The 25,374-nt window shown below is 70.8% G+C and carries 22 protein-coding genes; 10 read left to right on the top strand and 12 right to left on the bottom strand.

Features of this window, described 5'->3' with window-relative positions; genetic code table 11:
• Positions 1-33: 33 nt before the first annotated feature.
• The 3 genes from ACO2Q2_RS03440 to ACO2Q2_RS03450 are packed head-to-tail and all read left to right on the top strand — an operon-like array spanning position 34 to position 8,148.
• On the top strand, positions 34-6,015 hold the full coding sequence (locus ACO2Q2_RS03440; RefSeq protein ID WP_423254371.1) for an Hpt domain-containing protein: 5,982 nt from the start codon (positions 34-36) through the stop codon (positions 6,013-6,015).
• Positions 6,008-7,675 carry a chemotaxis protein CheB gene (locus ACO2Q2_RS03445; protein WP_423254372.1) on the top strand — a complete coding sequence of 556 codons (1,668 nt, stop codon included), beginning with the start codon at positions 6,008-6,010 and terminating at the stop codon, positions 7,673-7,675. Before ACO2Q2_RS03440 ends, ACO2Q2_RS03445 begins: the two co-directional genes overlap by 8 nt.
• Positions 7,672-8,148 (top strand): chemotaxis protein CheW, encoded by a 477-nt coding sequence (locus ACO2Q2_RS03450; RefSeq protein WP_423254373.1) that lies wholly within the window; start codon positions 7,672-7,674, stop codon positions 8,146-8,148. The genes ACO2Q2_RS03445 and ACO2Q2_RS03450 overlap by 4 nt, the downstream gene beginning before the upstream one ends.
• Positions 8,149-8,207: 59 nt before the next feature.
• On the opposite strand, the gene ACO2Q2_RS03455 is transcribed toward ACO2Q2_RS03450, so the two are convergent.
• Together ACO2Q2_RS03455 and ACO2Q2_RS03460 are read right to left on the bottom strand one after the other, a co-directional pair.
• Positions 8,208-8,939, bottom strand: a complete 732-nt coding sequence (locus tag ACO2Q2_RS03455) for a 16S rRNA (uracil(1498)-N(3))-methyltransferase (protein WP_423254374.1) — start codon at positions 8,937-8,939, stop codon at positions 8,208-8,210.
• 65 nt (positions 8,940-9,004) lie between these two features.
• Positions 9,005-10,369: an adenosylmethionine--8-amino-7-oxononanoate transaminase gene (locus ACO2Q2_RS03460; RefSeq protein WP_423254375.1), complete on the bottom strand. Its 1,365-nt coding sequence runs from the start codon at positions 10,367-10,369 to the stop codon at positions 9,005-9,007.
• A gap of 68 nt (positions 10,370-10,437) precedes the next feature.
• On the opposite strand from ACO2Q2_RS03460, the gene ACO2Q2_RS03465 reads away from it, so the two are divergent.
• The 5 genes from ACO2Q2_RS03465 (at position 10,438) to mazG (ending at position 14,330) form a co-directional block, all read left to right on the top strand.
• Entirely contained in the window at positions 10,438-11,217 is a 780-nt protein-coding gene (locus ACO2Q2_RS03465; protein ID WP_423254376.1) for a type II secretion system protein N, read from the top strand.
• Positions 11,214-11,990, top strand: a complete 777-nt coding sequence (locus tag ACO2Q2_RS03470; RefSeq protein ID WP_423254377.1) for an inositol monophosphatase family protein — start codon at positions 11,214-11,216, stop codon at positions 11,988-11,990. Before ACO2Q2_RS03465 ends, ACO2Q2_RS03470 begins: the two co-directional genes overlap by 4 nt.
• Before the next feature lie 50 nt (positions 11,991-12,040).
• On the top strand, positions 12,041-12,598 hold the full coding sequence (gene nudE, locus ACO2Q2_RS03475; RefSeq protein ID WP_423254378.1) for an ADP compounds hydrolase NudE: 558 nt from the start codon (positions 12,041-12,043) through the stop codon (positions 12,596-12,598).
• The gene (cysQ, locus tag ACO2Q2_RS03480; protein WP_423254379.1) at positions 12,595-13,413 is read left to right on the top strand and encodes a 3'(2'),5'-bisphosphate nucleotidase CysQ; all 819 of its coding nucleotides are present in this window, start codon (positions 12,595-12,597) and stop codon (positions 13,411-13,413) included. The genes nudE and cysQ overlap by 4 nt, the downstream gene beginning before the upstream one ends.
• Before the next feature lie 110 nt (positions 13,414-13,523).
• Positions 13,524-14,330: a nucleoside triphosphate pyrophosphohydrolase gene (mazG, locus tag ACO2Q2_RS03485; RefSeq protein WP_423254380.1), complete on the top strand. Its 807-nt coding sequence runs from the start codon at positions 13,524-13,526 to the stop codon at positions 14,328-14,330.
• On the opposite strand, the gene ACO2Q2_RS03490 is transcribed toward mazG, so the two are convergent.
• The 4 genes from ACO2Q2_RS03490 to ACO2Q2_RS03505 form a co-directional block, all read right to left on the bottom strand.
• The gene (locus ACO2Q2_RS03490) at positions 14,305-14,484 is read right to left on the bottom strand and encodes a hypothetical protein (protein ID WP_423254381.1); all 180 of its coding nucleotides are present in this window, start codon (positions 14,482-14,484) and stop codon (positions 14,305-14,307) included. The genes mazG and ACO2Q2_RS03490 overlap by 26 nt on opposite strands.
• 20 nt (positions 14,485-14,504) lie before the next feature.
• On the bottom strand, positions 14,505-15,290 hold the full coding sequence (locus tag ACO2Q2_RS03495; RefSeq protein WP_423254382.1) for a hypothetical protein: 786 nt from the start codon (positions 15,288-15,290) through the stop codon (positions 14,505-14,507).
• Between the two features lie 232 nt (positions 15,291-15,522).
• Positions 15,523-17,931, bottom strand: a complete 2,409-nt coding sequence (locus tag ACO2Q2_RS03500) for a penicillin acylase family protein (RefSeq protein ID WP_423254383.1) — start codon at positions 17,929-17,931, stop codon at positions 15,523-15,525.
• Positions 17,928-18,737, bottom strand: coding sequence for a phosphodiester glycosidase family protein (locus ACO2Q2_RS03505; protein WP_423254384.1), 810 nt, complete (start codon positions 18,735-18,737; stop codon positions 17,928-17,930). Before ACO2Q2_RS03505 ends, ACO2Q2_RS03500 begins: the two co-directional genes overlap by 4 nt.
• A gap of 106 nt (positions 18,738-18,843) precedes the next feature.
• Here ACO2Q2_RS03505 and ACO2Q2_RS03510 point away from each other — a divergent pair, with 106 nt between their 5' ends.
• The gene (locus tag ACO2Q2_RS03510) at positions 18,844-19,332 is read left to right on the top strand and encodes an NUDIX hydrolase (protein ID WP_423254385.1); all 489 of its coding nucleotides are present in this window, start codon (positions 18,844-18,846) and stop codon (positions 19,330-19,332) included.
• A 60-nt stretch (positions 19,333-19,392) separates the two neighbouring features.
• On the opposite strand, the gene ACO2Q2_RS03515 is transcribed toward ACO2Q2_RS03510, so the two are convergent.
• Together ACO2Q2_RS03515 and parC are read right to left on the bottom strand one after the other, a co-directional pair.
• The gene (locus tag ACO2Q2_RS03515; protein WP_423254386.1) at positions 19,393-19,839 is read right to left on the bottom strand and encodes a hypothetical protein; all 447 of its coding nucleotides are present in this window, start codon (positions 19,837-19,839) and stop codon (positions 19,393-19,395) included.
• A gap of 220 nt (positions 19,840-20,059) precedes the next feature.
• A complete protein-coding gene (gene parC, locus ACO2Q2_RS03520) occupies positions 20,060-22,297 on the bottom strand; it encodes a DNA topoisomerase IV subunit A (protein ID WP_423254387.1) in 2,238 nt (745 codons plus the stop codon).
• 188 nt (positions 22,298-22,485) lie between these two features.
• On the opposite strand from parC, the gene ACO2Q2_RS03525 reads away from it, so the two are divergent.
• Positions 22,486-23,259 carry an N-formylglutamate amidohydrolase gene (locus ACO2Q2_RS03525; RefSeq protein WP_423254388.1) on the top strand — a complete coding sequence of 258 codons (774 nt, stop codon included), beginning with the start codon at positions 22,486-22,488 and terminating at the stop codon, positions 23,257-23,259.
• A gap of 110 nt (positions 23,260-23,369) precedes the next feature.
• Here the strand turns inward: ACO2Q2_RS03525 and ACO2Q2_RS03530 are convergent, their stop codons facing one another.
• The 4 genes from ACO2Q2_RS03530 to ACO2Q2_RS03545 are packed head-to-tail and all read right to left on the bottom strand — an operon-like array spanning position 23,370 to position 25,177.
• Positions 23,370-24,245, bottom strand: a complete 876-nt coding sequence (locus tag ACO2Q2_RS03530; RefSeq protein ID WP_423254389.1) for a TraB/GumN family protein — start codon at positions 24,243-24,245, stop codon at positions 23,370-23,372.
• Positions 24,242-24,442 carry a hypothetical protein gene (locus tag ACO2Q2_RS03535; RefSeq protein ID WP_423254390.1) on the bottom strand — a complete coding sequence of 67 codons (201 nt, stop codon included), beginning with the start codon at positions 24,440-24,442 and terminating at the stop codon, positions 24,242-24,244. The genes ACO2Q2_RS03530 and ACO2Q2_RS03535 overlap by 4 nt, the downstream gene beginning before the upstream one ends.
• A gap of 31 nt (positions 24,443-24,473) precedes the next feature.
• The gene (locus ACO2Q2_RS03540; RefSeq protein ID WP_423254391.1) at positions 24,474-24,869 is read right to left on the bottom strand and encodes a GGDEF domain-containing protein; all 396 of its coding nucleotides are present in this window, start codon (positions 24,867-24,869) and stop codon (positions 24,474-24,476) included.
• A gap of 2 nt (positions 24,870-24,871) precedes the next feature.
• On the bottom strand, positions 24,872-25,177 hold the full coding sequence (locus tag ACO2Q2_RS03545; protein WP_423254392.1) for a hypothetical protein: 306 nt from the start codon (positions 25,175-25,177) through the stop codon (positions 24,872-24,874).
• Positions 25,178-25,374 lie beyond the last annotated feature (197 nt).

The following is a 25,374-nucleotide window of genomic DNA, read 5'->3' on the forward strand; positions in this document are numbered from 1 at the left end:
CAGGCAGTTTGGCGCAGCCGCAGTGAGGGGCGCATGAGACTTCAAGACCACATCGATTTCACCACCCTGCAGTGGGTCAAGCCGGAGCTCGACGAGACCCTGGCCGCCGCCCGCGACGCGCTGGAATCCTACGTCGACAACCCGGGCAATCGGGATGCGATGCGTTCGTGCGCCGACAGCCTGCATCAGGTGCACGGCACGCTGCAGATGGTCGAGCTGTACGGCGCCGCCATGGTCGCCGACGAGATGGAGACGCTGGCCATCGCGCTGCTCGAGGACCATGTGCCGCAGCGCGAAGAGGCCTACGCCTCGCTGATGCGCGGCCTGATGCAGCTGCCCGACTACCTCGAGCGCCTGTCCAGCGGTCACCGCGACGTGCCGGTGGTGCTGCTGCCGCTGCTCAACGAGCTGCGTGCCAGCCGCAAGATGGCGGCACTGACCGAAGTGGCGCTGTTCAACCCGCGCCTGGATGCGCCCCTGCCGCCGCAGGCTCCGCCGGCGGTGACCGAGGCCGAGGCACACGCGCATCGTTCCCGCGTGGCCGATCTGCGCCTGCGATTCCAGCAGCAGTTGCTGGCCTGGTTCCGCGGGCAGGACACCGACCGGCAACTGCTGGGCATGCGCGATACGCTCAACGCGATCGCCGGCTGCTGCCACAGCACCCCCGGTCGCCGACTCTGGTGGATTGCCGCCGGCGCGCTGGAGGGGCTCGAACAGGGTCATCTCAAGTCGCAGGCCGCCGAAGTTCGCCAGCTGATCGGCAAGGTCGACCGCAGCATCCGCCAGATGCTCGAGCACGGCGAGGAGAGCCTGCGTGGAGGCGATGCGGACGATCTGGCCCGCAAGCTGCTCTTCATCGTGGCGCAGGCCGGGCAACGCAGTCCGCAGATGCAACTGCTGCGCGAAACCTATGCGCTGGACAGCCTGCTGCCCGACGCGGCGGAGCTGGAACACGCCCGCGGCTCGATGGCCGGACACAACCGCGCCCTGCTCGACTCCGTCTCGCGTGCACTGAAGGACGACATGCTGCGTGTGAAGGAGGCGCTGGATCTGTTCCTGCGCCAGAGCGATGCCGACCCGTCCCAGCTCGCCGCGCAGAGCGAGGTGCTCGAACGCGTCGGCGACACGCTGGGCATGCTGGCGCTGAGCGTGCCGCGCCGGGTGATCAATGAGCAGCGCCGCATCCTCGACGAGATCGCCAGCCGCATGCGTGCGCCGGAAGACGATGCGCTGCTGGAAGTGGCCGGAGCCCTGCTCTACGTGGAGGCCTCGCTGGACGACCATATCGAGAGCCTCGGCAGCAGCGAAGAGCCGGCGGCCGAGCGGGGCGTCACGCCGGCGCTGCCGCGCAGCGAAGCGCGCCACATCATGGCCACCTTGATGCAGGAGGCCAGCGTCAGCACCAATCGCGTCAAGGACGCGATCGTCGGCTTCGTCGAGTCCGCCTGGCAGCACCATCACCTCAAGGACGCGCCCGGTCAGATGGAGGAGGTCGCCGGCGCCATGCGCATGCTGGCGAGCACGCGCCCGGCCGAGCTGGCCGAGGGCATCGGCCGGTTCATCGGCAACGAGTTGCTGGCGGACCGCCGGGTACCCAGCAGCGCCCAGATGGACCATCTCGCCGACGCGCTGGCCGCACTGGAGTACTACCTCGATGCCGCGCGCGAGCACCGGGGCGGACTGGAACACATCCTCGACGTCGCCGAGCACAGCCTGTCGCTGCTCGGCTACTGGCCGGTACCTGCCGCCCGCGCGCCCTTGGCCGAGCCGGAGCCCGGTCCGGACGCACGGCTCGACGTGCCTACCCACGCGCTGGCGGGGCTCGACGAGGAGCTGGCGGCCCAGCCGGAACTGTCCGAATCGGTCCGTGTGGGGGCCGGCGAGGATCTCGGCAGCCTGATGATCGGCGAGGCGCCGGCGCTGGCCGACGCCGCCGAGGACATGGCCGGCCTGCATCTGGCCGAGACGGTCGACCAGCACGCCGACGCCGCCGACGCGGCCGGGGGCGACGGGGACTGGATCGAGATCGAAGAGGAAGTGGTCGAGCAGCGTCCCATTGCCGATCCGCTGGCGGCGAAAGCCGGTTTCCAGGATTCCACCGACGGCATCGACGACGACATCCGCGAAATCTTCCTGGAAGAAATGCAGGAAGAGATCGACAACCTGCAGCGGGCCGAACAGGCGTGGCTGGCCGATCCGGCGCAGATTGCGGCGCTCACGCCGATCCGCCGCTCGTTCCACACGCTCAAGGGCTCCGGCCGCCTGGTCGGCGCCAGCACGCTGGGCGAGTTCGCCTGGCGCGTGGAGAACATGCTCAACCGGGTGCTCGACCAGAGCATCGAGCCGCACCACGGCGTGCAGGCGCTGGTGGGCCACGCCATTGCCACGCTGCCGCAACTGCTAACCGCGCTGCGCGACGAAGGCACGCCCGACGCCCCGCTCGGCGCGATCATGCAGACCGCCGACCGCCTGGCCGCGGGCGAGCAGGCCGACATCGCGGAACTGACCACCGGGGCCACCGAAACCGTGCGCCGCATCGTGCGCCGTCGCGTGCCGCGTTTCGACACCGCCAGTGCCAGCGTGCCTGCAGCCACTCTGGCGAACACCGCCGGGGCGACCGCAGCGGAGCCGGTGGAGCCGGCCGAAAGCCTGCCCATGCCGGTGATGCCGCCGGTGGACTCGGTGCTGCTGGAGATCCTGCGCAGCGAGGTGGCCCAGTACCTGCAGACCATCCGCGCACACATCGGTCGCAGCCACCCCGAGCTGCGCGTCGAGGACGCGCTGCTGCGCGCCGTGCACACCCTGCACGGCGCCATCGCCATGGTCGACATGCCGCTGCTCACCCAACTGCTGTCGCCACTGGAGAACCTGCTCAAGCGCTTGCGCGCGGCCAACGTGCCGCTGTCGGCCGAAGGCGTGCATCTGCTGGGCCGCTCGGCCGACGTGGTCGATCACGTGATGGCGCAGTTCGACGCCGCCGACCCGCAACTGCCCGACGTCGACGCGCTGGTCGCCAGCATCACCGAACTGCGCGACGCGCAACCCGAACCGCAGGTGGCGCACGTCGTGTTCGAGTCGCACGACGACGATGACGCCGATGCTGCGGAGGACACGCATGCCGAGGCCGCCGCCGCGCTGGACGAGAGCCTGGCCGAGGTGGAAGCGCGCCGCGAACAGCAGGTCGAGCAGGAGCATCACGATCGGCTTGCCGACGAGATGATGGCGGCGCTGGACGCATTCGATCCGCAGCAGCAGGGAGCGGCCCTGCCGCAGCCACCTGCGCCGCCGACCACGCCCATGGCAAGCGACGAGGACGACATCGCCGCGATGTTCGCCGGCCTGCTGGACAACGAGCCCGTGGCCGCCGCGCCTGGCGCCGATGCGCCGATCGAACCCGCCGCGCCGGTCGCCGCCGATCAGCCGGCGACGGTGGCTGCCGACAGCACGCCGCAGACACCGGCCGCGCAGTCTCCCGAGGCTGCCGCCGATTCCGGCATCGACACGCCGGCCGAGGAGTCGCCGGTCGAGGCGCTGGACGCCGACGCACCGCAGCTGCCCGCGACGGCGGCGGATGAGGCCGTCGAGCAGGCCGTGGCGGAGGATCAGGCCGAGGAGCCGGAGGAGGACGAGGCGGCCGAAGGCGTCGAACTGTGGCGCGGCCAGATCGATCCCGACTTGCTCGAGGTGTTTGCCGAAGAGGCACGCGATATCCTCGACCACGCCGACGAATCGCTGGCCCAGTGGCGCGCCGAGCCGGCCGAGCTGGCGCAGGTGCCGGTGTTGCAGCGTGACCTGCACACCCTCAAGGGCGGTGCGCGGATTGCCGGCTTCGTGCCGGTGGGCGACCTCGCCCACGCGATCGAGACGCTGCTGGAAAAACCGATCACCGGCGAAAGCGCCCAGATCGCGACCCTGATTGGCGCGTTGGAAACCGGCTTCGACCGGCTCCACGCGCTGGTGCAGCGGATCAGCCAGAACAAGGGTGTCCGCTACCCGCAGGATACGATCAACCACCTGCTCGCCCTCGCCGGCGAGGAGGCGTTGGTCGAGCGCGAGGACGCCACCGTGCAGCCACGCGATCTGGCACCGACCGGGCCCGAACTGCCCGAACTGCTGCCCGAACAACTGCTCGAAGGCCACGACGAGACGCGCTCGCCGCAGGAACAGATCCGCGTCCGCGCCGAACTGCTGGACAACCTGGTGAACCACGCCGGCGAGGTGGCGATCTATCGCTCGCGGCTGGAGCAGCAGGTCGCCGGCTACCGCTTCAACCTGGTCGAGCTGGACCAGACCGTGGTGCGCCTGCGCAGCCAGCTGCGCATGCTGGAGATCGAGACCGAGGCGCAGATCATCGCGCGCTTCCAGCGCGAGCATCGCGAGGCGGGCATGGCGGTGTTCGATCCGCTGGAGCTCGACCGCTTCTCGCAGCTGCAGCAGTACTCGCGTGCGCTGGCCGAGTCGGTCTCCGACCTGGTGTCGATCCAGAACATGCTCGACGAGCTCACCCGCCAGTCCGAGACGCTGCTGATCCAGCAGTCGCGCGTGAGCTCGGACCTGCAGGAAGGCCTGCTGCGCACCCGCATGCTGCCGTTCGACACGATGGTGCCGAACCTGCGCCGCACCCTGCGCCAGGCCGCGCAGGAGGAAGGCAAGCGTGCCCAGCTGTTCGTGGAGGGCGCGCACGGCGAAATGGACCGCAACCTGCTCGACCGTATCAAGGCGCCGTTCGAGCACATGCTGCGCAACGCGATCGCCCACGGCATCGAGTCGCCGGAAGACCGCCGCAAGGCGGGCAAGCCTGAGGAGGGCGCGGTGCGCATCCGCGTGGCCCGCGAGGCCACCGAGGTGGTGATCCGCCTGACCGACGACGGCCGCGGCCTCGATCGCGAGGCGGTGCGCAAGCGGGGCATCGAGCGCGGCCTGTTGCGCGCCGAGGCCAGGCCGAGCGACGACCAGCTGCTCGCCCTGATCACCCAGCCGGGCTTCTCCACCGCCAGTTCGGTGACCCAGCTGGCCGGTCGCGGCGTGGGCATGGACGTGGTGGCCAACGAGATCAAGCAGCTCGGCGGCTCGCTGTCGATCGAATCGCAGCCGGGCAAGGGCACCACCTTCGTGCTGCGCCTGCCGTTCACGCTGGCGGTCACCCAGGCGATCCTGGTGCGCATCGGCGAGTCCACCTTCGCCATCCCGATGACCTCGGTGCAGGGCGTGGCCCGCATCACGCCGGACGAGCTGGCGATCCACCTGGCCTCCGACGTGCCCTCGTTCCTGCACAACGGCGAGGACTACGGCATCCACGACCTGGCCGAATTGCTCGGCCTGACCGCCAGCTACGCCGCGGACGAGCCGCAGCTGCCGCTGCTGCTCACCCGCGCCGGCGACCTGCGCGCGGCGATCCGCATCGACGCGGTGATCGGCTCGCGCGAGATCGTGGTCAAGTCGGTGGGCCCGCAGATCAGCTCGGTGCCGGGCCTGCTCGGCGCCACCATCATGGGCGACGGCTCGGTGCTGATGATTCTGGATCTCGCCCCGCTGGTGCGTTACGGCATCGCCCGCCGCGAACAGCGCATGGCCGAGGGCCTGGTGCCGGTGTCGACGCCGATGATCGAGGAAGCCCGCACCAAGCCGCTGGTGATGGTGGTGGACGACTCGATCACCATGCGCAAGGTCACCGGCCGCGTGCTGGAGCGGCACGATTACGAGGTCAACACCGCGAAGGACGGCGTCGACGCGCTGGAGAAGCTGCACGAGCAGCGCGTGCCGGACCTGATGCTGCTGGACATCGAGATGCCGCGCATGGACGGCTACGAGCTGGCCGAGCACATGAAGGCGGACCCGCGCCTGCGCGACGTGCCGATCATCATGATCACCTCGCGTACCGGCGAGAAGCATCGCCAGCGCGCGTTCGACATCGGCGTGGACCGCTACCTCGGCAAGCCCTACCAGGAAGCCGAACTGCTGGCGCAGATCGGCGAGGTGCTCGAGCAGCGGGCGATGGAGCTGGCCAATGGCTGAGGCAACGGCCGTCGCGTTGCTGTTCGACGACGCGGAGCTCGGTGCCCAGCTGCGCGATGCCCTGCACGAGCGCGGCGCCCGCATCGTCCACGAGGGCAGCCTGACCGACCTCAGCCGGGCGCTGCTCGAGCGCGTCGCTGCCGACGTGGTGGTGATCAACCTCGACGAAACGGACGACGCGGTGTTTGATCGCCTGGACGAATCCATCCAGGGCGATCATCCACGCGTGGTGTTCAACGAGGCTGCGTCCACCCGTGCGCTGGACGGCTGGGCGCGCGCGCGCTGGGCACGCCATCTGGCAGCCAAGGTGCTCGCCAGCAGCGACGTCGATCCGCCGCGGCCGCCGGCCGCCGAGCCGCCGCCGGAACCGCAGCCGCACGAGGTCGATGCGCCTGCGCCGGCGGCGTCCGTCGAGCCCGCAGCGGACGCGCACGTGGCCGAGATTGCGGCCGAATCGGAGTCGCTGGAAGCCGAGCTCGAGGCACTGCTTTCCGGCGATCCGCTGCCGGACGACCTGGCCGGGGATGGCTTTTCATCCAGCGCGCGCGCCGACCAGCAGGATGTCCATGACCTGGATGACTTCGAGCTGGACGACTTCGAGCTGGACGAACTGGCGCTCGGCGAACTGGACCGGCCACTGCCGGAATCGCCGCTCCACGATGGCAATTTTCTCGACTCGGCGGCCAGCGAGTCGTCGGCCTCCGCCGAACCACCGGCTGCGCCCAGGTCGGCCGCACGATTTTCGACCGAGGGCCCGAGTCTGGCCGATCCGGATGCGGATCAGCCCGCGCCGGCACCCGCCGCCCGGGCACCCGTCGGCGGGAGCGCCGCCCGCTTCACACTGTCCGACGAGTGGTCGCTGGTCGAGGAGGATGCCGTCGTCGCGACCTCGCCGGCTTCGCCGCGGCCCTCGGCCGCCGACTTCGGCATCGAGAAGATCAGCGCGCAGGATTTCCTCACGCCGGATTCCGAGCCCGGCGAGCCCATGGGCGAGCCGGTGATGTCGCTCGAACTGGTCTCGCTGGAAGAGGCCATCGCGCCCGCCGCGTACGACCCGGGGATGGGCGGGGAAATGATCCTGGAAGAACTTTCGGGTGGGCTTTCGCGCGTGGTGCTGCTCGGTGCGGCGGCGAGCAGTCACGCGTCCGTCGCCGACTTTCTTCGCGCGTTGCCGCAGGGTTTGCGCGCCCCCATCGTGCACGTCCAGCATCTGGGCGGCCGGCCGGTGCAGGAACTGGTGCAGGAACTGGGCCGCCATTGCACGATGCCGGTGCGCGCGGCGGTCGGCGGCCAGTTCGCGCGCGCCGGCGAGATCGTCGTGGTGCCCCCCGACGCCCAGCTGCGCCTGACCCGCGACGGCAGGCTGCAGCTCGCGCCCGCGCAGGACGTGCCAACCAGCAGCCCCTCGATCGACGCCAGCTTCACCGCCGTGGCCAACGTGTTCGGCGTGGATGCGCTGGCGATCCTGTTCGCCGGGCAGGCCAACGACGCCGTGGCCGGCTGCCAGGCGGTGCACGACCGCGGTGGCCGCATCTGGGTGGAAGACGCCCCGGGCGAGCACTATGCCGACATGGTCGGTAGCGTGCTGGCCGAACACCTGGCCGATTTTTCCGGCACGCCGGCGCAGTTGGCCGCGCGCCTGATCGAGGAATACCGATGAGCGAACAGCCTCTCCCGCGCGAAATCCGCTGCGTGCTGGTGCCGGCCGGCGAGCTGCGCCTGCTGCTGCCCAACGCCACGGTCGCCGAAGTGATCACCTTGCCCACGCCCGAGCCGGTGGCAGGCGCGCCGGACTGGCTGCTCGGCCGCATCGCCTGGCGCGGCTGGCGCGTGCCGCTGGTGTCGTTCACCCGCCTGGCCGGCGCCGGCGAGGGCGATCCGGATCTCGCGGTGCGCGTGGCCGTGCTCAAGGCGCTGGGCGGCAATCCGGAGCTGCCCTTCATCGCCGTGCTCACCCAGGGTTTCCCGCGCCTGACCACGCTCAACGCCGAGCTGATCATCCCCACCCACGACGGCAGCGCGCTGCCGCCCGGCGTGCGCGCCAACGTGCTGGTGCGCGACGACATGGCGGTGATCCCCGATCTGGAAATGATCGAACGCGAGCTGGACGGACTGCTCGCCGCCGAGGCCTGAGGTTTCCGCCGGATCGACGCAACGGCGCGCTTCCGGCGCGCCGTTCGCGTATCCGCGGTTCAGAGATCGCCGTGCAGCGCCTGCAAGGCGGCCAGCGCCGCCAGCCCCGCCGTTTCGGTACGCAGGATGCGCGGCCCCAACTGCAGTCCCCGGAACCCATGGGCGAGCAGCGCCGCCACGTCGCGTTCGCCCAGGCCGCCTTCCGGACCCACCATCAGCAACGCCCCGCCGGATGTCGGTGCCAGCTCGCGGGGACGACAGCTGCCGTCCGGCAGCAGCGCCAGGCGCAGCGCGCCGGCATGGAGCCGATCCAGCCAGGCTGCCAGCGGCTGCGGCGCGACGATCGAGGGCAGCACGGCGCGACCGCTCTGCTCGCAGGCGCTGGCGATCACCGCCTGCCAGTGTGCCAGTCGCCTGGCCGCACGATCGGCGTCCAGCTTCACCTCCGAACGCTCGGTCAGCAGCGGCACGATGGCGCTCACGCCCAGCTCGGTGGCCTTCTGCACGATCAGGTCCATCTTCTCGCCGCGCGCCACCGCCTGCGCCAGCACCAGCGGCAGCGGCGATTCGCTGGCCACCGCGGTGCGCGCGCCGATCGTCACGCTGACCTGGCGCCTGCCCGCCTCGGCGATGGTGGCGGCGTAGTCGTGGCCGTCGCCGTTGAACAGCACCAGCGGATCGCCCGCACCCAGCCGCAGCACGCGCGCCACGTGCTCGCCGGCCTGGGCGGGCAGGGCGAGCGAGGCGCCGATCGTCAGCGGCTGGTCGATATGGATGCGGATGGTGCGCATGGCGGGGCGGAGTCGGACGCGAGGCGGCAAGGATAGCCGGGCGCGGTTGTCCGCCGCTGGCGCGGTCAGCGCCGCACGGCCAGTTCGATGCCGGCCATCGCCGTGTCCACCAGGTGGTCGAGCTCGCCGGTGGTGGTCACATAGGGCGGCATGAAGTAGACGATGTTGCCCAGCGGGCGCAGCAGGGCGCCGTGCTCCAGCCCGTGCAGGTACACCTCCAGCCCCCGGCGTTCGTGGGCCGGGAAGGGCCGCCGCGTCGCCTTGTCGGCCACCAGCTCGACCGCGGCGATCAGGCCGGTCTGGCGCACGTCGGCCACGTGCGGGTGATCGCGCAGCGGCGCCAGGCGCGCGGCCAGATGGGCGGCCAGCGCGCGGTTGCGCTCCAGCACCGGTTCCTCGCGGAAGATCGCCAGCGTCTCCAGTGCCACGCGGCAGGCCAGCGGGTTGCCGGTGTAGCTGTGCGAATGCAGGAAGGCCTTGTCGGCGTTGTATTCGGCGTAGAACGCCTGGTACACCCGCGCGGTGGTGAGCACCGCCGACAGCGCCATGAAGCCGGCGGTGAGCCCCTTGGACAGGCACAGGAAGTCGGGCGACACATGTGCCTGTTCGCAGGCGAACAGCGTGCCGGTGCGGCCGAAGCCCACCGCGATCTCGTCGGCGATGAAGTGCACGTCGAACTCGTCGCACAGCGCGCGCAGGCCGGTGAGGTAGTCCGGGTGGTACATGCGCATGCCGCCGGCGCACTGCACCAACGGTTCGACGATCACCGCGCAGGTCTCGTGGGCGTGCCGCTCCAGCAATGCGCGCAGTTCGAGCAGTCGACGGGCGGCGATCTGCGGCGGCGTCTCGCCCGGCTCGCCTTCGCAGGTGTCCGGCGAGGGCGTCAGGATCGGCGTCAGCAGCAGCGGCGCGTAGGTCTTGCGGTACAGCGCCACGTCGCTCACCGAGAGCGCGCCCAGCGTCTCACCGTGGTAGCTGCCGGTAAGCGCGATGAAGCGGGTCTTCTCGCCATGGCCCTGGTTGAGCCAGTAGTGGAAGCTCATCTTCAGCGCCACTTCGATCGCCGCCGAACCGTTGTCGGCGAGGAATACCCGCTCCAGCCCCGGCGGCGTGATGCGCACCAGTTCCTCGGCCAGCGCGATCGCCGGCTCATGGGTGAAGCCGGCGAAGATCACATGCTCCAGCTGCCTGGCCTGGTCGGCCAGCGCTGCGGCGATGCGCGGGTTGGCGTGGCCGAACAGGTTGGTCCACCAGGAACTGATGCCGTCCAGATAGCGGCGCCCGTCCGCGTCGATCAGCCAGGCGCCTTCGCCGCGCACGATCGGCACCATCGGGATGCGCTCGTGGTCGTGCATCTGGGTGCACGGGTGCCACAGGTGGCGGAGGTCGCGCTGGGCGAGCGCGCGGTTGCTGCGGTCGTGCGTGGTCATCCGGCTATGATCGTGGGCTTGCGCCGGGCACTCAAGCCGGGCGCGCAATCCGAGCCGGAGTCCGTGCGTTGACGAGGGGGAAGAAACTGCTGCTGGGCCTTGCCGTCGTGGCGGTCGCACTGGCGTTGCTGGTGTGGTTCGCGCCGACGCGCTGGCTGGCGCCGATGGTCGAGACGCGGCTGCGCGGCGTGCAGTTGCACGCCGTGTCGGGCAGCGTGTGGGACGGTCGCGTGGGCGAGCTGGTGCTGGCCGATGGCACGGTGCTGGGCCGGCTGGACTGGCGGCTGTCGCGCCGTGCCCTGTTCGGCCAGGTGCGCCTGCATGCGGCGATCGACGGACCGGCCATGCGCGGTCACGGTGATTTCGCCCGCGACGGCGACACCGCCCGCTGGCGCGGCGTGCAGTTGCACGTGGCGCTGGACGCACTGCCGCATCCGCCGCCAACGCCTTGGGGCGTGCCGCGCGGCGAACTGCTCCTGGACCTGACGCAGATGCAGGTGCGCAAGGGCTGGCCCGACAGCGTGTCCGGCCGCGTGCGCTGGCCGCGCGCAACCCTGCAGACACCGCAGGCCAGCGTCGCCCTGGGCGACCTGATGGCTGAGCTCAGCGGCAGCCACGGCGTGATCCGCGCCGGTCTGCGCGACGGCGGCAGCGGTCCCTTGGCGCTGGCCGGCGTGCTCCAGCTGAGCCCGATCGGCTGGCACCTCGACGCGCGTCTGTCCGCACGCGACCACGACCCCGCGCTGCAGCGCTGGCTGGCCCGCCTGGGCCCGCCCGACGCGCAGGGAGTCACCCATCTTCAACGCGGCGCCGGCGTGGGCGCACTGAATGCCGGAGCCTCACGATGACACTTGCCGATCTCACCCCCGCCCTGGCCGCCGCCCGCGAGGCCGCCGCGGCCGCCGCCGAGGTGATCCTGCACTACTGGCGCAAGGGTGTGGACGTGGAACTGAAGTCCGACGACACGCCGGTCACCGCCGCCGACCGCGAGGCCGAGCTGGCGATTCGCCGCATCCTCACCGCCGCGCTGCCGGAGGCGGCGATCTACGGCGAGGAGTTCGGCCTGGACGGCAGTCGCGACGGCCTGCTGTGGCTGGTCGATCCGCTGGACGGCACCAAGAGCTTCGTGCGGCGCACGCCGTTCTTCTCCACCCAGATCGCGCTGATGCACGCCGGCGAGCTGGTGCTGGGCGTATCCAGCGCGCCGGTGTACGGCGAGACGATGTGGGCGCATGCCGGCGGCGGCGCCTGGCTCGACGGCAGCCGCGTGAGCGTGGCGCCGACCGCGTCAATGGCGCAGGCATCGATCTCCACCGGCAACGTCAAGACGCTCACCGCCGACGCACGCTGGGACGCGCTGGGGCAGATGATCCGCGACGCCAACCGCATCCGCGGCTACGGCGATTTCTGTCACTACCACCTGCTGGCGCGCGGCAGCCTCGACCTGGTGATCGAGTCGGACGTCAACATCCTCGACGTGGCGGCACTGGCGGTGATCGTGCGCGAGGCCGGCGGCGTGTTCACCGACCTGGACGGCGCGCCGCTCACGCTGGAATCGCGCAGCGTGCTGGCTGGCACGCCGGCCCTGCATGCCGAGGCACGCGAACGCCTGCGCCGCTGAGTCGCAAGATGCCCGGCATGCCCGGGGCCGGCCGGGGCTACAATCCGCGGATGGCCAAGCTACCGATCATCCATGCGCGGCGTGACGTCGCCCAGAGCCCGTTCCTGCGCGCCGAGCAACTGGATCTGGAGTTTTCCAACGGCGAGCGCCGCACCTACGAGCGGCTCAAGTCGCACGGACTGGGCGCGGTGATCATCGTGCCGATGCTCGACGCCGACACCGTGCTGCTGGTGAACGAATACGCCGCCGGCCTCGGCCGCTTCGAGCTGGGCCTGCCGAAAGGCCGCCTGGACCAGGACGAGACGGTGGAGCAGGGCGCCGATCGCGAGTTGAAGGAGGAGGTGGGCTACGGCGCGCGCACGCTCACCATCCTGCATCATCTCTCGCTGGCCCCCGCCTACATGACCCACATGGCGCACGTGGTGCTGGCGCAGGACCTCTACCCCGAGCGCCTGCAGGGCGACGAACCCGAGGAACTGGAAGTGGTGCCCTGGAAACTTCATGAGCTGCACACGCTGATCGCCCGAGACGACGTCACCGAGGGGCGCTCGATTGCCGCCCTGTTCATGGCACGCGAGTATCTCGCCGGCCGGTTCCAGCGCGCATGAGTGCCGCACCGCTGTCGCCCCTGCTGAGCCGGGTCGCCGCCATTGCCGAGGCGGCCGGGCGGGCGATCATGGGGATCTACGCCAGCGACTTCGCCGTCGAGCACAAGGACGACCGCTCGCCGCTCACCGCGGCCGACCTTGCCGCGCAGACCGTGATCGCCGCGGGCCTCGCCGCGCTGCCCGAGGTACTGCCGGTGATCTCCGAGGAAGCGATCGCCTGCGCCTGGGACGTGCGTCGCCACTGGGACCGCTACTGGCTGGTCGATCCGCTCGACGGTACCCGCGAGTTCGTCAAGCGCAACGGCGAGTTCACCGTGAACATCGCGCTGATCGACCATCACCGGCCGGTGCTCGGCGTGGTGCTCGCGCCGGTCATCGGCGAGGCCTACGTGGCCGAGCGCGGGCAGGGTGCGTGGATGCGTGCCGACGGCTCCGCCGAATGGCAGCCGATCCGCAGCCGCACGCTGGCCAATCCGCCGGTGGTCGCCGGCAGCCGCTCGCACGGCGGCACCGGCGAGGCGCTGCTCGAACAACTGCTCGGCGGCAGCTACACCGCGCTGCCGATGGGCTCCTCGCTGAAGTTCTGCCTGATCGCCCGCGCCGATGCGGACGTCTATCTGCGCCGCGGACCCACCAGCGAATGGGACACTGCCGCCGCGCAGTGCGTGCTGGAAGAAGCCGGCGGCGCCGTGCTCGACCTGGAAGGCGCGCCGCTGCGCTACAACCGCGGCGAGTCGCTGCTCAACCCCGAGTTCATCGCGGTGGGCGACATCGACATCGACTGGACGGCGCGGCTGGCGCAAAGCCTCGCCTGATCGGTAGGAGCGCACCCTGTGCGCGAATGCTCTTGGCTTTGATGTCGGTCAGGAGCAAAGCATTCGCGCACAGGGTGCGCTCCTACCCTCCTTTTTCGCCGGGCTTCCCTATGACCGATCGCCACCGCCTCGACGACCTGCTCGCCATCATGGCCCGTTTGCGTGACCCCGCGCGCGGCTGCCCGTGGGACGTGCAGCAGGACTTCGCCACCATCGCGCCGTACACCATCGAGGAGGCCTACGAGGTCGCCGACGCGATCGACCGGCAGGACTGGCCCGACCTGCGCGACGAACTGGGCGACCTGCTGCTGCAGGTGGTGTTCCACGCGCAGATGGCCAGCGAGCGCGGGCTGTTCGATTTCGCCGACGTGGCGCATGCGATCAGCGACAAGATGATCCGCCGCCATCCGCACGTGTTCGGCGACGTCAGCTACGACGACGTCGAGGCGCAGAAGGCGGCGTGGGAGGCGATCAAGGCCGGGGAGCGCGCGGCGAAGGGCGAAGCCGCCGACGACAGCGCGCTGGCCGGCGTCTCGCGCGGCCTGCCCGAGTGGAAGCGCGCGCAGAAGCTGCAGGAGAAGGCCGCCCGCACCGGCTTCGACTGGCCCGACCCGAACCCGGTGCTGGACAAGCTGGCCGAGGAGATCGAGGAGGTGCGCGCGGAGTTCGCCGCCGGTGCCGACAAGGCCCGGCTGCAGGACGAGATCGGCGACGTCGCCTTCGTGCTGGTGAATCTGGCCCGCCACGCCGGCGTGGATTTCTCGCAGGCGCTGCGCCACGCCAACGCCAAGTTCGAGCGGCGCTTCCGCCGCATGGAGGCGCTGGCCACGGCTTCCGGCCGGCCGCTGCCCGCCCGCGATCTCGATGCACAGGAAGCGCTGTGGGGCGAGGTCAAGCGCGAAGAGCGTCGCGGCTGAAGCCGCACACACGGATCACCAGCGACTCGTGATCGCCGAAGTTGCGGTAGGCCAGGCGGAACATCAGGCGGTCGGCCAGCGAGTCCAGCTTCTGCCGTGTGCCGTACTGCGGTACGCAGGTGCCACCGCCGCAGGCGGCCGCGAACGAGGCCACTGGAATCGCGATCGGGCCGGTCAGCGTGGTGTTCGCCGAGTTGGCCCAGTCGACGTGTTGCCGTTGAACATGTTGAACGTCTCGTAGTACGCGTCCGGCCACACGCCCATCTTCGGGTAGTCAGGGAACACCGAGCCGTACGGAAACGCATAGCGGTAGTACGCGCCGGTGGCATCGCTGGTGGCCGACACGGCCACGCACTCGTAGTACGGCGCGGCGGTGACCGCGAACTGCGAGATCACCCAACGGCCGGCGGCCTTGTCGTAGACCACGATGGCGTCGCCGTCGTTGTCCGCCTCGCAGGGGCCGCCGAAGCCGGTCCACAGCGTATTGGTGGCCACCGGGCCGTAGGTCACCGACCTGGTGGTCTTGTCGAACACGGCGAACGCCGAGTTGACGATCTGCACGTACTGCGTGGCGCCGACCGCGCCATTGGTATCCGGCGGCGCGCTGTTGACGGTGAACGTGCCCTGCGGGCCGCTGAAGCCCTGGCCGACACCGTCGAAGCCGGCGCCCACCGCTGGGGCGAAGCTGCCGGTGCTGCTGGTCTGCAAGGCACCGTCGGTGGGCGTGCCCGGGCCGTCCAGCCAGGGCAGCGGCCGGGCCGGATGCTGCCCGCTCTTGGAGAAATCGTCCGGACGCGGCATCACGCCGCGCAGCGAGTGAAGCGTGTCGTGCTGCACCGAGGCGGCCACTTCGGCACCCGACAGGGTGGCGGTGGCCGCGTATGCGTTCAGGCAGGTCATGCCGGCGAGCGCGCACAGGGCGGTACCCAAGCCCGGCAGGTTTGGTTTGAGCGTTGTCATTGGAACCCCTCCGAGAAAGACAGTTCGACTTTCTGAGCCGGCCGGGCATGCTGCAGCGGCGGCAGGGTGCTCGCCACCGCCATCCCCTGGCCGGTGCGATCTTCCGTCCCGCAACGATCCTGTCACGGCTCCCCACGAAAGGCGATCGAGCATCGGTGCGGGAATCTTTCGCGAGTCTTTCGGCGCCGGTGCCGGGCTGTGCGCGCCGTCACGGATGCGCAATATGGTGCGGTCAGCGCGCGGGAACCAGGGTCATCGCGTGCGTCGCAGCGCCGGGCAACAGGGGCGTGGGCCGGCCTTGCACCCAGTCCTCGTGGCCGACGCCGAAGAACGGTGAGAGCGGGTTGTCGCTCTGTCCGCCGGGCATGTGGAAGATGCCGTGGTCTTCGTGGCCGGGCGACACGTCCAGCCGCTCGGACGCACCAAAGCCCGGCGCGGCCACGCGCGGCAGGTTGCCGTCGCCCGGCAGCGGCTGGTCCGGCATGTCGATGAAGCGCGCCAGCCAGCCGGGCAGGGCGCGCGCCAGCGGATGGTTTACCGCGGCGCGGTTGCGCTCGCCCCAGGTGCGCGCGGCGAGGCCGCCGGGTTCCTTCCCGAGCTCGTCGACCACCTGCTTCGCCGCGGCGAGCAGCAGCGCGTGCCAGTCGGCGTAGGCCGGATCGAGCAGGTGCTTCGGCTGCTGGTGCACCAGCGTCCACACTGCCGCTTCCGGATCGCCCAGCCCGGGCCAGCTGAAGTCGGCGAAGCGCGCCTGCACGCGCGCCGCGAACGGCGCCAGCACGGCGGCGTGCACCCGCTCGCGGAAGGCGCGCACCAGGCGGTAGTCCACGCTGTCCACCGCGGCGCGGCCGCGCCAGCTGCGGGTGAGGTCGCGCAGCTGCACGAGCTGGGGATCGGTGCTGCCGGCCAGCGTCTGTTGCAGCAGCTGCTGCCAGCGGGTCAGCAGCACCGCGCGGGTGTCGAGCTGGATGTCGAGCAGGTCGGCCGGGGAGAAGCGCGCGCGCATGCGCAGGTCGTCGCGGATGGTCTGCGCGCGGGCGCCCAGATCGTGCCCGCCGTTGCCCAGCAGCGCCAGGGCGGCGCCGTCGACGGTGCGGTTGTTGGCGGTCCACAGCCGGCCATCGGCGGGATTCTCGATGCGCGGGTACTGCGCCGCGCTGGCCCAGCCGACCCAGCCGGTATCCGGGCGCGACCAGTCGGCCGGCACCAGCGGATCGATGCCCCGGCGCAGCGGGATGCTGTTGCTGGCGACGGTCCAGCCGATGTGCCCGGCGCGGTCGGCGACGAGCAGATTCTGCGCCGGCATGCCCAGCGTGGGCGCGAGGTCGAGCGCGTGCGCCATGTCGGGCGCGCGTTCGAGCTGCATCAGGGCGAGGTTGTAGCCGCGCGGGCGATCGCCGGTCCACGCCAGCGCCAGCGGCGTGCCGTCGGTGTCGCTGGCGAGGATCGGACCCCAGCGCGTGTCCTGTACCGTCATCACGTGGTCGGGCGCACCTTTCACGTGGATCGTCTCGTGGTGCGTGGCGATCGCCTGCCAGCCGTCCGGCGTGCGGTAGTGCGTGGCGTCCACCGGATCGCGCCGCACGCGCACCCAATCGGCCCAGTCGCCGTAGCTGTTGGTGAAGCCCCAGGCGACCTGCCCGTTGGAGCCGACCACCAGCGCCGGCGTGCCGGGCAGGGTGACGCCGCTGGCGTCGCGCAGGCCGTGCGGCGCGCTGGCATCCGGATAGCGCAGGCGGGCGCGGAACCACAGGTTCGGCACGCGCAGGCCCAGGTGCATGTCGTTGGCCAGCAGCGCCGCGCCGCTGCCGGTGAGTGCGCCGGCGACCGCGAAGCTGTTGCTGCCGGGGCGGGCATCGTCCAGCGCGGGCGCCAGCACGGCGGCCAGATCGTGGCCCTTCGCGGACGCGCCGCGGCGCAGGTCGAAGGTGGCCGCGCCCGGCACCACCGGCACGCGCGACAGTGCGCCGGCGAGCGGCGCCTCCCAGTCCGGATCGGGCGCGAGCAGGAAATCCACCACCGGCCGCGGCAGCGCGGCGCGCATCTGCGCGATGCGCAGCTCGCGCGTGTTGCGGCCGTCGCCGTTGAGATCCAGGTACATCGCGGCGATCACCAGCAGGCTGTCTTCCGACCGCCACGGCTGCGGCCGCGTGCCGAGCAGGAAGTACTCCCACGGACGCACGGCGAGATCGGCCAGCCCGGCATTGACGCCGTCGCGGTAGCGGTCGAGCGTGCGGCGCTGATCGGCCGGCAGCTGCGCATAGGCCTGCGCGACCACCGCGCGCAGGCGCAGGCGGCGATGCGCGATGTCGGTCGGCAGCGCCGCCTTGCCGACCAGCGCGGCCAGCTCGCCGGCCGGCAGCCGGCGCATCAGGTCCATCGAGAAATAGCGCTCCTGCGCGTGCACGTAGCCCAGCGCGTAGCTGAGATCGTCGCGCGTGCGGCCTTCCAGCGTGGCCGTGCCCAGCGCATCGCGGGTGATGCTGACCGGGGCGCTCAACCCGGGCGCGGCCACCTCGCCATCCAGCACGGCGCGACCGCGCGCCAGCAGCACCCACACGCCGATGCCGGCGGCGAGCACCAGCAGGGCGACAGCACCAAGGACGCGGCGCACCCAGCGCCCGAGCTTCGCGTGCCTCATGAATCGCCGAACACCGCGAAGATGCCCGCATACGGCTTGAGCATGAACGAGGGCGCGCCGCTGTAGCCTTCGCCGTCCACGTAGAACTGCGAGATCGAGCCGTCCAGGTACAGCGCGTCGCGGCAGCCCAGGCCGTCGCGGAACAGCCGTGCGAAGGTGTGGAAGTTCACCGGCGTCTCGCTCACCGCGAACACCACGCGGGTGGGCGAGGTCGCGCACACGCCGCTGCGCCATTTCAGGCTGGCCGAGTCGTCGACGAACTGCGCGTTGAGCTGGCCGTCGATCACCAGCATCGGGCCGGACTGCGTGGCCAGCGCCGCCGGCCGGCGGTCGGCCCTGAACGCCTCGGTGGTGCGCACCGCGGCGCGGCCGTCGGCATACACCGCGAACACGCCGTTGGGCTGCAGCGAGAAATTTCCCGCCGCCGGATTGCCGCGCGCGCGGTTCAGCGGCACCAGCGTGTGGCCGCCCTCGACGTACAGGCCCAGCGGTGCCCCGCGGTGGTCGTAGATGCCGGCGTTGGCGGCGAACAGCAGCCGTTTGCCGTGGCGCGTGCCCCATTGCTGCAGGACGTCGATGCTGCCGTAGGGCCGGCCGTCGTCCGGATTGCGCCAGTGCAGGCTCAGGTGCTGACGGGTGAGGTCGATGCTGACCACGTGGAAACGCTGGCCGTCGAACTCGCGCTCGTCGCTGTCCAGCGCGCTGGCACGCGAGGCGCAGCCGGCCAGCGTGGCGAGCAGCAGCACAGCGCCGAGCAGCGGGCGCCAGCGGGAAAGCGTCGAAACCGGTGCGGACGATACGGGCATCCGTCGATGGTCGCCGGGCAACGCGGTGTGACGCAAGCGCGGTCGTCGGCGCGGTCGGGCCGCTGCGGCCGTCGGCGCTACACTACGGGCTTTGCCGGCACCCGCCATGCCTTACTGCCCCATCGTCGCCACGCTCGGTTACGTGCTTTCGCCCGATCGCCGCCGGGTGCTGATGATCCACCGCAACGCGCGACCCGACGACCAGCACCTGGGCAAGTACAACGGCCTCGGCGGCAAGATGGAGCCGGGCGAGGACGCCGCGGGCTGCATGCGCCGCGAGATCCGCGAGGAGGCCGGCATCGAGTGCACCTCCATGCAACTGCGCGGCACGCTCAACTGGCCCGGCTTCGGCAAGCAGGGCGAGGACTGGCTAGGTTTCATCTTTGTCATCGACGGCTTCGAAGGCACGCCGCTGCAGGCCAATCCGGAAGGCACGCTGGAGTGGGTCGAGCGCGATCGGCTGATGGAACTGCCGATGTGGGAAGGCGACCGCCATTTCCTGCCGCTGGTGTTCGACGACGATCCGCGGCCGTTCCACGGCGTGATGCCCTACCAGGGCGGCCGCATGCAGTCGTGGTCGTACAGCCGGCTGTGAGCGAGGCGGCGAAGCAAGCCGGCTACTCGGCGGCGGGTGGGGGTGACGGGCGTCCGTCGGTCAGCGTCCGAAGCGGCGGCCGTCGCGGTCGAAATGCCCCTGGCCGGCGCCGATCGAAATGCTCATGCCGCCGGTGGGGTGATCGCAGTCGCCGAAGGCCTTGCTGAGGTTGACCGTGCCGGTCTGGTAATTGCCGCTGACGTGGTTCCCAGCGACCACGCCCATGCCCACGCTGCCGTGCACTTGGGTGTCGTTGTAGGTGGCGTCGTCGCAGTGGTCCGCGGTGTCCGCCTCGGCGGCGAGGCCTGCATCGGTGCTGCCGCTGGTGTCGCCGTAGTAGACGCCGGGCGCGGTGCTCGCAGTGGCAGGTTTGGCGGCGCGGCTGCTTGCCGCGGGCGCGGCCGATGGCGGCAGCTTGAGGTTGAGCGGCGGCGAGGCCGTCTGCGCCGCGGCGGGGAGTGCGAGCAGGCTCGCGACGAAGATGGGGAGAAGAGGGGACGCTTTCATGTGTGCTCCGGATCGTTGTCCTGCCAACGCACGAGCACGTGTCGACGTGGACATGGCCATTGGAACCGTACCGCCGTGACAAGTTCCGACTCGCCATGGCGGTAGGAGCGCACCCCTCGATCGAGTCGAGGGCAGGCTCTGTGCGCGAATGCCTTTGGCTTTGATATCGATCAGGAGTAAAGGCATTCGCGCACAGGGTGCGCTCCTACCGGGTTCCCGTTCAGCCCGACGTCTCGATCCGCTCCACCCGGCGCAGCCCGCGTGGCAGCACGCCGCCGCGGCTGGCGCGGTTGCCGCCGTATTCGACCAGGTCGGCCCACTTCAGCGTGAGCTTGCGCTGACCGGCGTACAGGATGACCTCGCCCTTGCCTTCGGCGACCACGGCCACGCCGGCCACGCGTTCGCCCTCGGCCAACTGCTTCTTCGGAATCTCGATCAGCTTGTTGCCCTTGCCCTTGTCGAGCTCCGGCAGCTCGGCCACCGAGAACATCAGCAGGTGGCCTTCGCTGGTGACCACCACGATGCGGTCGCGCGCGGGATCGGCGCTGGCCTGCGGCGCCAGCACCTTCGCGCCGTCGCTGAGGCTGATGATCTGCTTGCCGGCCTTGTTGCGTCCGGTGAGCGATTCGAAGCGGGTGACGAAGCCGTAGCCGAAGTCGGTGGCGAGGATCAGCCGGGTGTCGTTGTCGCCGGCCGCGAGCGCGTCGAAGCTGGCGCCGGCCGGCGGGGTGAAGCGGCCGGTCAGCGGTTCGCCGTTGCCGCGTGCCGAGGGCAGCGTGTGCGCCGGGGTGGAATAGCTGCGGCCGGTGGAGTCGATCACCGCGATTTGCTGCGTGGTGCGCGCCTTCACCGCGGCGAGCAGGCCGTCGCCCTCGCGGTAGTTGAGGCCTTCGGCGTCCACGTCGTGGCCCTTGCCGGCGCGGATCCAGCCCTTCTGGCTGAGCACCACGGTGACCGGCTCGCTGGCCACCAGCGCGCTCTCGTCCAGCGCCTGCGCCACTTCGCGCTGCACCAGCGGCGAGCGGCGCGCGTCGCCGTACTTCTCGGCGTCGGCGCGCAGCTCGTCCTTGATCAGGCCCTTGAGCTTGGCCGGCGACTTCAGCAGCACGTTGATGCGCGCGCGCTCCTCTTCGAGCTGGCTGGCCTCGGCGGTGATCTTCATCTCCTCGAGCCGGGCCAGCTGGCGCAGCCTGGTTTCGAGGATGTAGTCGGTCTGCTCTTCGGACAGCCGGAATCGGCTCATCAGCACCGGCCTGGGCTCGTCCTCGGTGCGCACGATGCGGATCACCTCGTCCAGGTTGAGGTAGGCGATGCGCAGGCCTTCCAGCAGGTGCAGGCGGCGCTCGACCTTGCCCAGGCGGTGCTCCAGGCGGCGGGTGACCGTGGCGGTGCGGAAGCTCAGCCACTCGGTGAGGATGCGCTTGAGATCCTTCACCTGCGGCCGGCCGTCCAGGCCGATCATGTTGAGGTTGACGCGGAAGCTCTTTTCCAGATCGGTGGTGGCGAACAGGTGCTGCATCATCTCGTCGGTGTCCACGCGGTTGGAGCGCAGCACGATCACCAGGCGGATCGGATTCTCGTGGTCGGACTCGTCGCGCAGGTCCTCGATCATCGGCAGCTTCTTGGCGCGCATCTGCGCGGCGATCTGCTCGAGGATCTTCGACGGGCTGACCTGGTGCGGCAGCGCGGTGATCACCACGTTGCCGTCTTCCACGCCGTACACCGCCCGCGCGCGCAGCGAGCCGCCGCCGGTGGTGTAGATCGCCTGCAGCTCCTTGCGCGGGGTGATGATCTCCGCCTCGGTCGGGTAGTCCGGGCCGAGCACGTGCTCGCACAGGTCGGCGACGCTCGCGTCCGGATCGTCCAGCAGGCGGATGCAGGCGCTCGCCACCTCGCGCAGGTTGTGCGGCGGGATGTCGGTGGCCATGCCCACGGCGATGCCCATCGAGCCGTTGAGCAGCACGTGCGGCACCCGCGCGGGCAACCAGCTGGGCTCGTCCATGGTGCCGTCGAAGTTCGGCACCCAGTCCACCGTGCCGTGGCCCAGCTCGCCCAGCAGCGCCTCGGCGATCGGGCTGAGCTTGGACTCGGTGTAGCGCATCGCCGCGAAGCTCTTGGGGTCGTCCGGCGAGCCGAAGTTGCCCTGGCCGTCCACCAGCGGATAGCGGTACGAGAACGGCTGCGCCATCAGCACCATCGCCTCGTAGCAGGAGCTATCGCCGTGCGGATGGAACTTGCCGATCACGTCGCCGATGGTGCGCGCCGACTTCTTCGGCTTGGCGCCGGCGGCCAGGCCCAGCTCGCTCATCGCGTAGATGATGCGCCGCTGCACCGGCTTCAGGCCGTCGCCGACGAAGGGCAGGGCGCGGTCCAGCACCACGTACATGGAATAGTCGAGGTAGGCGCGCTCGGCGTATTCCTTCAGCGGGATCTGTTCGTAATTGGCTTGCAGGTTCATTTTTTTCGATCGATCGATAGGCGCGCCGGCGGCGCGGACAGCCGGTCGATGGTGCCAGAACGGGCCGGGGGGCGACAGCTTGTGCGGGGCAGGCTGCCGTGCCGCCGTCGCACGGGCTGCGCCGGCGACGCTGGCCGGAGGCGGGGGCGCTCGGTATCGTGGCGGCCTTGCCCGTCGTGCCTCGATCCATGCCGTCATCCCGCCTGCTCGGCCCTGCCGATCCCGCCCCGTTCACCGTGCATCGCGCCGGCGGCCGCTCGCCGTTCCTGCTCACCTGCGACCACGCCGGTCGCGCGGTGCCCGCCGCGCTGGGCGACCTCGGCGTGCCGGCGGCGGAGTGGGACCGCCACATCGCCTGGGACATCGGCGCGGCCGGCATGGCGCGGGTGATCGCCGAGGCGCTCGATGCCTGGCTGATCTGCCAGACCTACTCGCGGCTGGTGATCGACTGCAACCGGCCGCTGGACGCGCCCGGTTCCATCGTCACGGTGAGCGAGCGCACCGAGGTGCCGGGCAACCGCGATCTTTCCGCCGAGGCGATCGCCGCCCGGCGCGGCGAGATCTTCCAGCCCTACCACCAGCGCACGGTGCAGGAACTGGACCGCCGCGCCGCCGCCGGCCAGCCGACGATCCTGGTCACCGTGCACAGCTTCACGCCGGTGTTCATGGACGACACCCGCGCCTGGGAACTGGGCGTGCTGTACCAGCGCGACGCGCGGCTGGCGCGCCCGCTGCTGGAACTGATGCGCGCCGACGGCTGGTGCGTGGGCGACAACCGGCCCTACGCGGTGAGCGACGCCACCGACTATGCGATCCCCGTCCACGGCGAGCAGCGTGGCTTGCCGCACGTGGAGCTGGAGGTGCGCCAGGATCTGATCGCTGCGGCTGACGGCCAGCGCGCGTGGGGCGAGCGCATGGCCGGATGGCTGCTGCGCGCGGCGGAGCTTGCCGGGTTGCCGTAGGCAAGCTGGTCGCTACTGGGCGTAACTGCGGCTCTTCGTGGGAGCGACTTCAGTCGCGACGGTGCAGGTCGATGGGGCTGTCGGGGCTGAAGCATTTTCTTCAACCTCCCCTACATGGCCGGGACGCGGGTGCTGTCGATGCCGAGCTTGTGCAGCTGCGCCTGCACGCTGTCCGGCCCGGCCAGGTGGGCGGCGCCCACCGCGATGAACACCGTGCCGGGCGTGTCGAGCATGGCCTTGATGCGGCCGGCCCAGGCGGCGTTGCGCTGCACCAGCAGGCGCCGGTAGAGCGCGGGCGTCTCGCGCCTCATCAGCTCGTTTTCGAGCCGGGCGATGGCCGCGTCGTCGCCCGCCTGCCAGGCGTCGAGCAGGGCCTGCAGTTCCACGCTGGCGTGATCGGCCTCGTGCACGGTCTGGCGCAGCATGTCCAGCTGCAGGCGGGTCGGCATGTCGGCGAGGAAGTGGATCTGCTCCTCGGCGGTTTCCAGCGCCCGCACCGGCTTGCCCGCCTTGGTCATCATGTCGCGGAGCTGGCGATCGACGCCGCGGGCGGGGTCCAGCCCGGCGCGGGTCAGCGGCGCCAGGGTCAGGGTCAGCGCGGCCAGCCACGGGCGCATCACGTTGAGCGTAGTGGTGCCCGGCAGGCCGGCCTTGCGGGCGGCGAGATCCAGCCGGTGGAAGTCGCCGGACGAGAGCAGGCTGGACAGCGGATGCGCCGCATCCATACCCAGCCGCAGCACCAGCGCGGTCATGTTGGCCGGGCTGTCGTCGGTGATCTCCACCACCAGCGCGCCGCTGTGCGCCAGCGCGCGATCGAGCGCCGGATAGTGCCAGTCGGCGTCTTTGGGCAGCAGGTGGATGGTGCCGAACAGGTACAGCGTGGTGTCGGCATCCTTCACCACCCACAGCGCGGGCTTGGCGACGACCCACGCGGGCAGCAGCAGAAGGACCAGTGCCGCCAGCAGGGGGAGGGCACGCTGCCTCACAGCGGATGCGGCTCGATGCGCAACGAGCCGCGCAAAACGTGGAACGGCTCGTCCTCGTCGGCGTGGCTGTGCCAGCTCATCGAGCCGTGCACCCGGGCCGCCTTGGCCGGGGTGTCGTCGACTTGCGCCAGCACGTGCGGGGACCACGGTTCGTCGAGACGGGCGACCGCGTCGGTCGGGTTCAATACATGGGCCATGCGGCCACGGTAGGGTGGACCGGCCCGGCGTTCAAGCGATGCTTCCGTGGCCGGGGAACGGCCGTTGCGGTGGCTGCAGGGTGGTCGCCCCGGCGGCGAGCAGCCGGGCGTCGGCGCGGCGGAACGCGTCGGTGATGCTCTCGCCATCGCCCACGCCGACCACGCCGAACCGTGCCGACAGCGTGGTGGGCACGCCCGGCACCGACAGCTTCGCCAACGCCTGCGCCAGCCGCGCGGCCATGGCCTGCGTCCGGTCCAGTGCCAGACCGGGCAGCAACACCATGAACTCGTCGCTGCCGAAACGGCCCACCCGGTCGGAGCGGCGCAGGTGCGCTCGCAGCACCCGTGCCACCTCGACCAGCACCCGGTCGCCGCCGGCATGGCCGAAGCGGTCGTTGATCTGCCGGAACCCATCGATGTCGAGCACGATCAGCGATATATCGGCAGGCCCTGGCCGTGGGCTTCGGCCAGCTCGCGCTCGGCACACTCGATGAAATACGCGCGGGAGGCGACCTGGGTCAGTGTGTCGTTGAGTGCCAGCTCGCCGGATGAGCGGCTCTGCGCGATCAATGCCGGCGCCGCCAGGCCGAAGCAGGCGCTGGCGGCGATCATGCAGATCGCGAACGGGTACGCCAGTCCGCTGTCGGTCGAGCCCAGTACCGCCAGCATCACCGCGGCGACCGTGGCGAACAGCACCAGGCTCGCCGCGCCACGCAGCGGGCCCTCGGTGTGCACGATCCACAGCTGCGGAATGACCAGGCGGTGTGCCTGTGAGGTACAGGCGGTCGAGCCATGGCGTGGCCAGCATCGCGCCAGGCACCAGCACCGGCAATGCCCGCCAGCCCATCACCAGCAGTGCGGCGAAGGTCAGCCCGGCCGACGGGAACCACACGCCGGCATGCGGCCCGCAGGGCACGAGACCGGACAGGTAC

The organism is Dyella sp. KRB-257 (assembly GCF_049445995.1).
Classification (GTDB): domain Bacteria; phylum Pseudomonadota; class Gammaproteobacteria; order Xanthomonadales; family Rhodanobacteraceae; genus Dyella_A.

Coding starts and splice junctions, on each gene's coding strand:
- ACO2Q2_RS03440 (WP_423254371.1), top strand. CDS start 34: ATGAGACTTCAAGACCACATCGATTTCACCACCCTGCAGTGGGTCAAG.
- ACO2Q2_RS03445 (WP_423254372.1), top strand. CDS start 6,008: ATGGCTGAGGCAACGGCCGTCGCGTTGCTGTTCGACGACGCGGAGCTC.
- ACO2Q2_RS03450 (WP_423254373.1), top strand. CDS start 7,672: ATGAGCGAACAGCCTCTCCCGCGCGAAATCCGCTGCGTGCTGGTGCCG.
- ACO2Q2_RS03455 (WP_423254374.1), bottom strand. CDS start 8,939: ATGCGCACCATCCGCATCCATATCGACCAGCCGCTGACGATCGGCGCC.
- ACO2Q2_RS03460 (WP_423254375.1), bottom strand. CDS start 10,369: ATGACCACGCACGACCGCAGCAACCGCGCGCTCGCCCAGCGCGACCTC.
- ACO2Q2_RS03470 (WP_423254377.1), top strand. CDS start 11,214: ATGACACTTGCCGATCTCACCCCCGCCCTGGCCGCCGCCCGCGAGGCC.
- nudE (WP_423254378.1), top strand. CDS start 12,041: ATGGCCAAGCTACCGATCATCCATGCGCGGCGTGACGTCGCCCAGAGC.
- cysQ (WP_423254379.1), top strand. CDS start 12,595: ATGAGTGCCGCACCGCTGTCGCCCCTGCTGAGCCGGGTCGCCGCCATT.
- mazG (WP_423254380.1), top strand. CDS start 13,524: ATGACCGATCGCCACCGCCTCGACGACCTGCTCGCCATCATGGCCCGT.
- ACO2Q2_RS03495 (WP_423254382.1), bottom strand. CDS start 15,290: ATGACAACGCTCAAACCAAACCTGCCGGGCTTGGGTACCGCCCTGTGC.
- ACO2Q2_RS03500 (WP_423254383.1), bottom strand. CDS start 17,931: ATGAGGCACGCGAAGCTCGGGCGCTGGGTGCGCCGCGTCCTTGGTGCT.
- ACO2Q2_RS03505 (WP_423254384.1), bottom strand. CDS start 18,737: ATGCCCGTATCGTCCGCACCGGTTTCGACGCTTTCCCGCTGGCGCCCG.
- ACO2Q2_RS03510 (WP_423254385.1), top strand. CDS start 18,844: ATGCCTTACTGCCCCATCGTCGCCACGCTCGGTTACGTGCTTTCGCCC.
- ACO2Q2_RS03515 (WP_423254386.1), bottom strand. CDS start 19,839: ATGAAAGCGTCCCCTCTTCTCCCCATCTTCGTCGCGAGCCTGCTCGCA.
- parC (WP_423254387.1), bottom strand. CDS start 22,297: ATGAACCTGCAAGCCAATTACGAACAGATCCCGCTGAAGGAATACGCC.
- ACO2Q2_RS03525 (WP_423254388.1), top strand. CDS start 22,486: ATGCCGTCATCCCGCCTGCTCGGCCCTGCCGATCCCGCCCCGTTCACC.
- ACO2Q2_RS03535 (WP_423254390.1), bottom strand. CDS start 24,442: ATGGCCCATGTATTGAACCCGACCGACGCGGTCGCCCGTCTCGACGAA.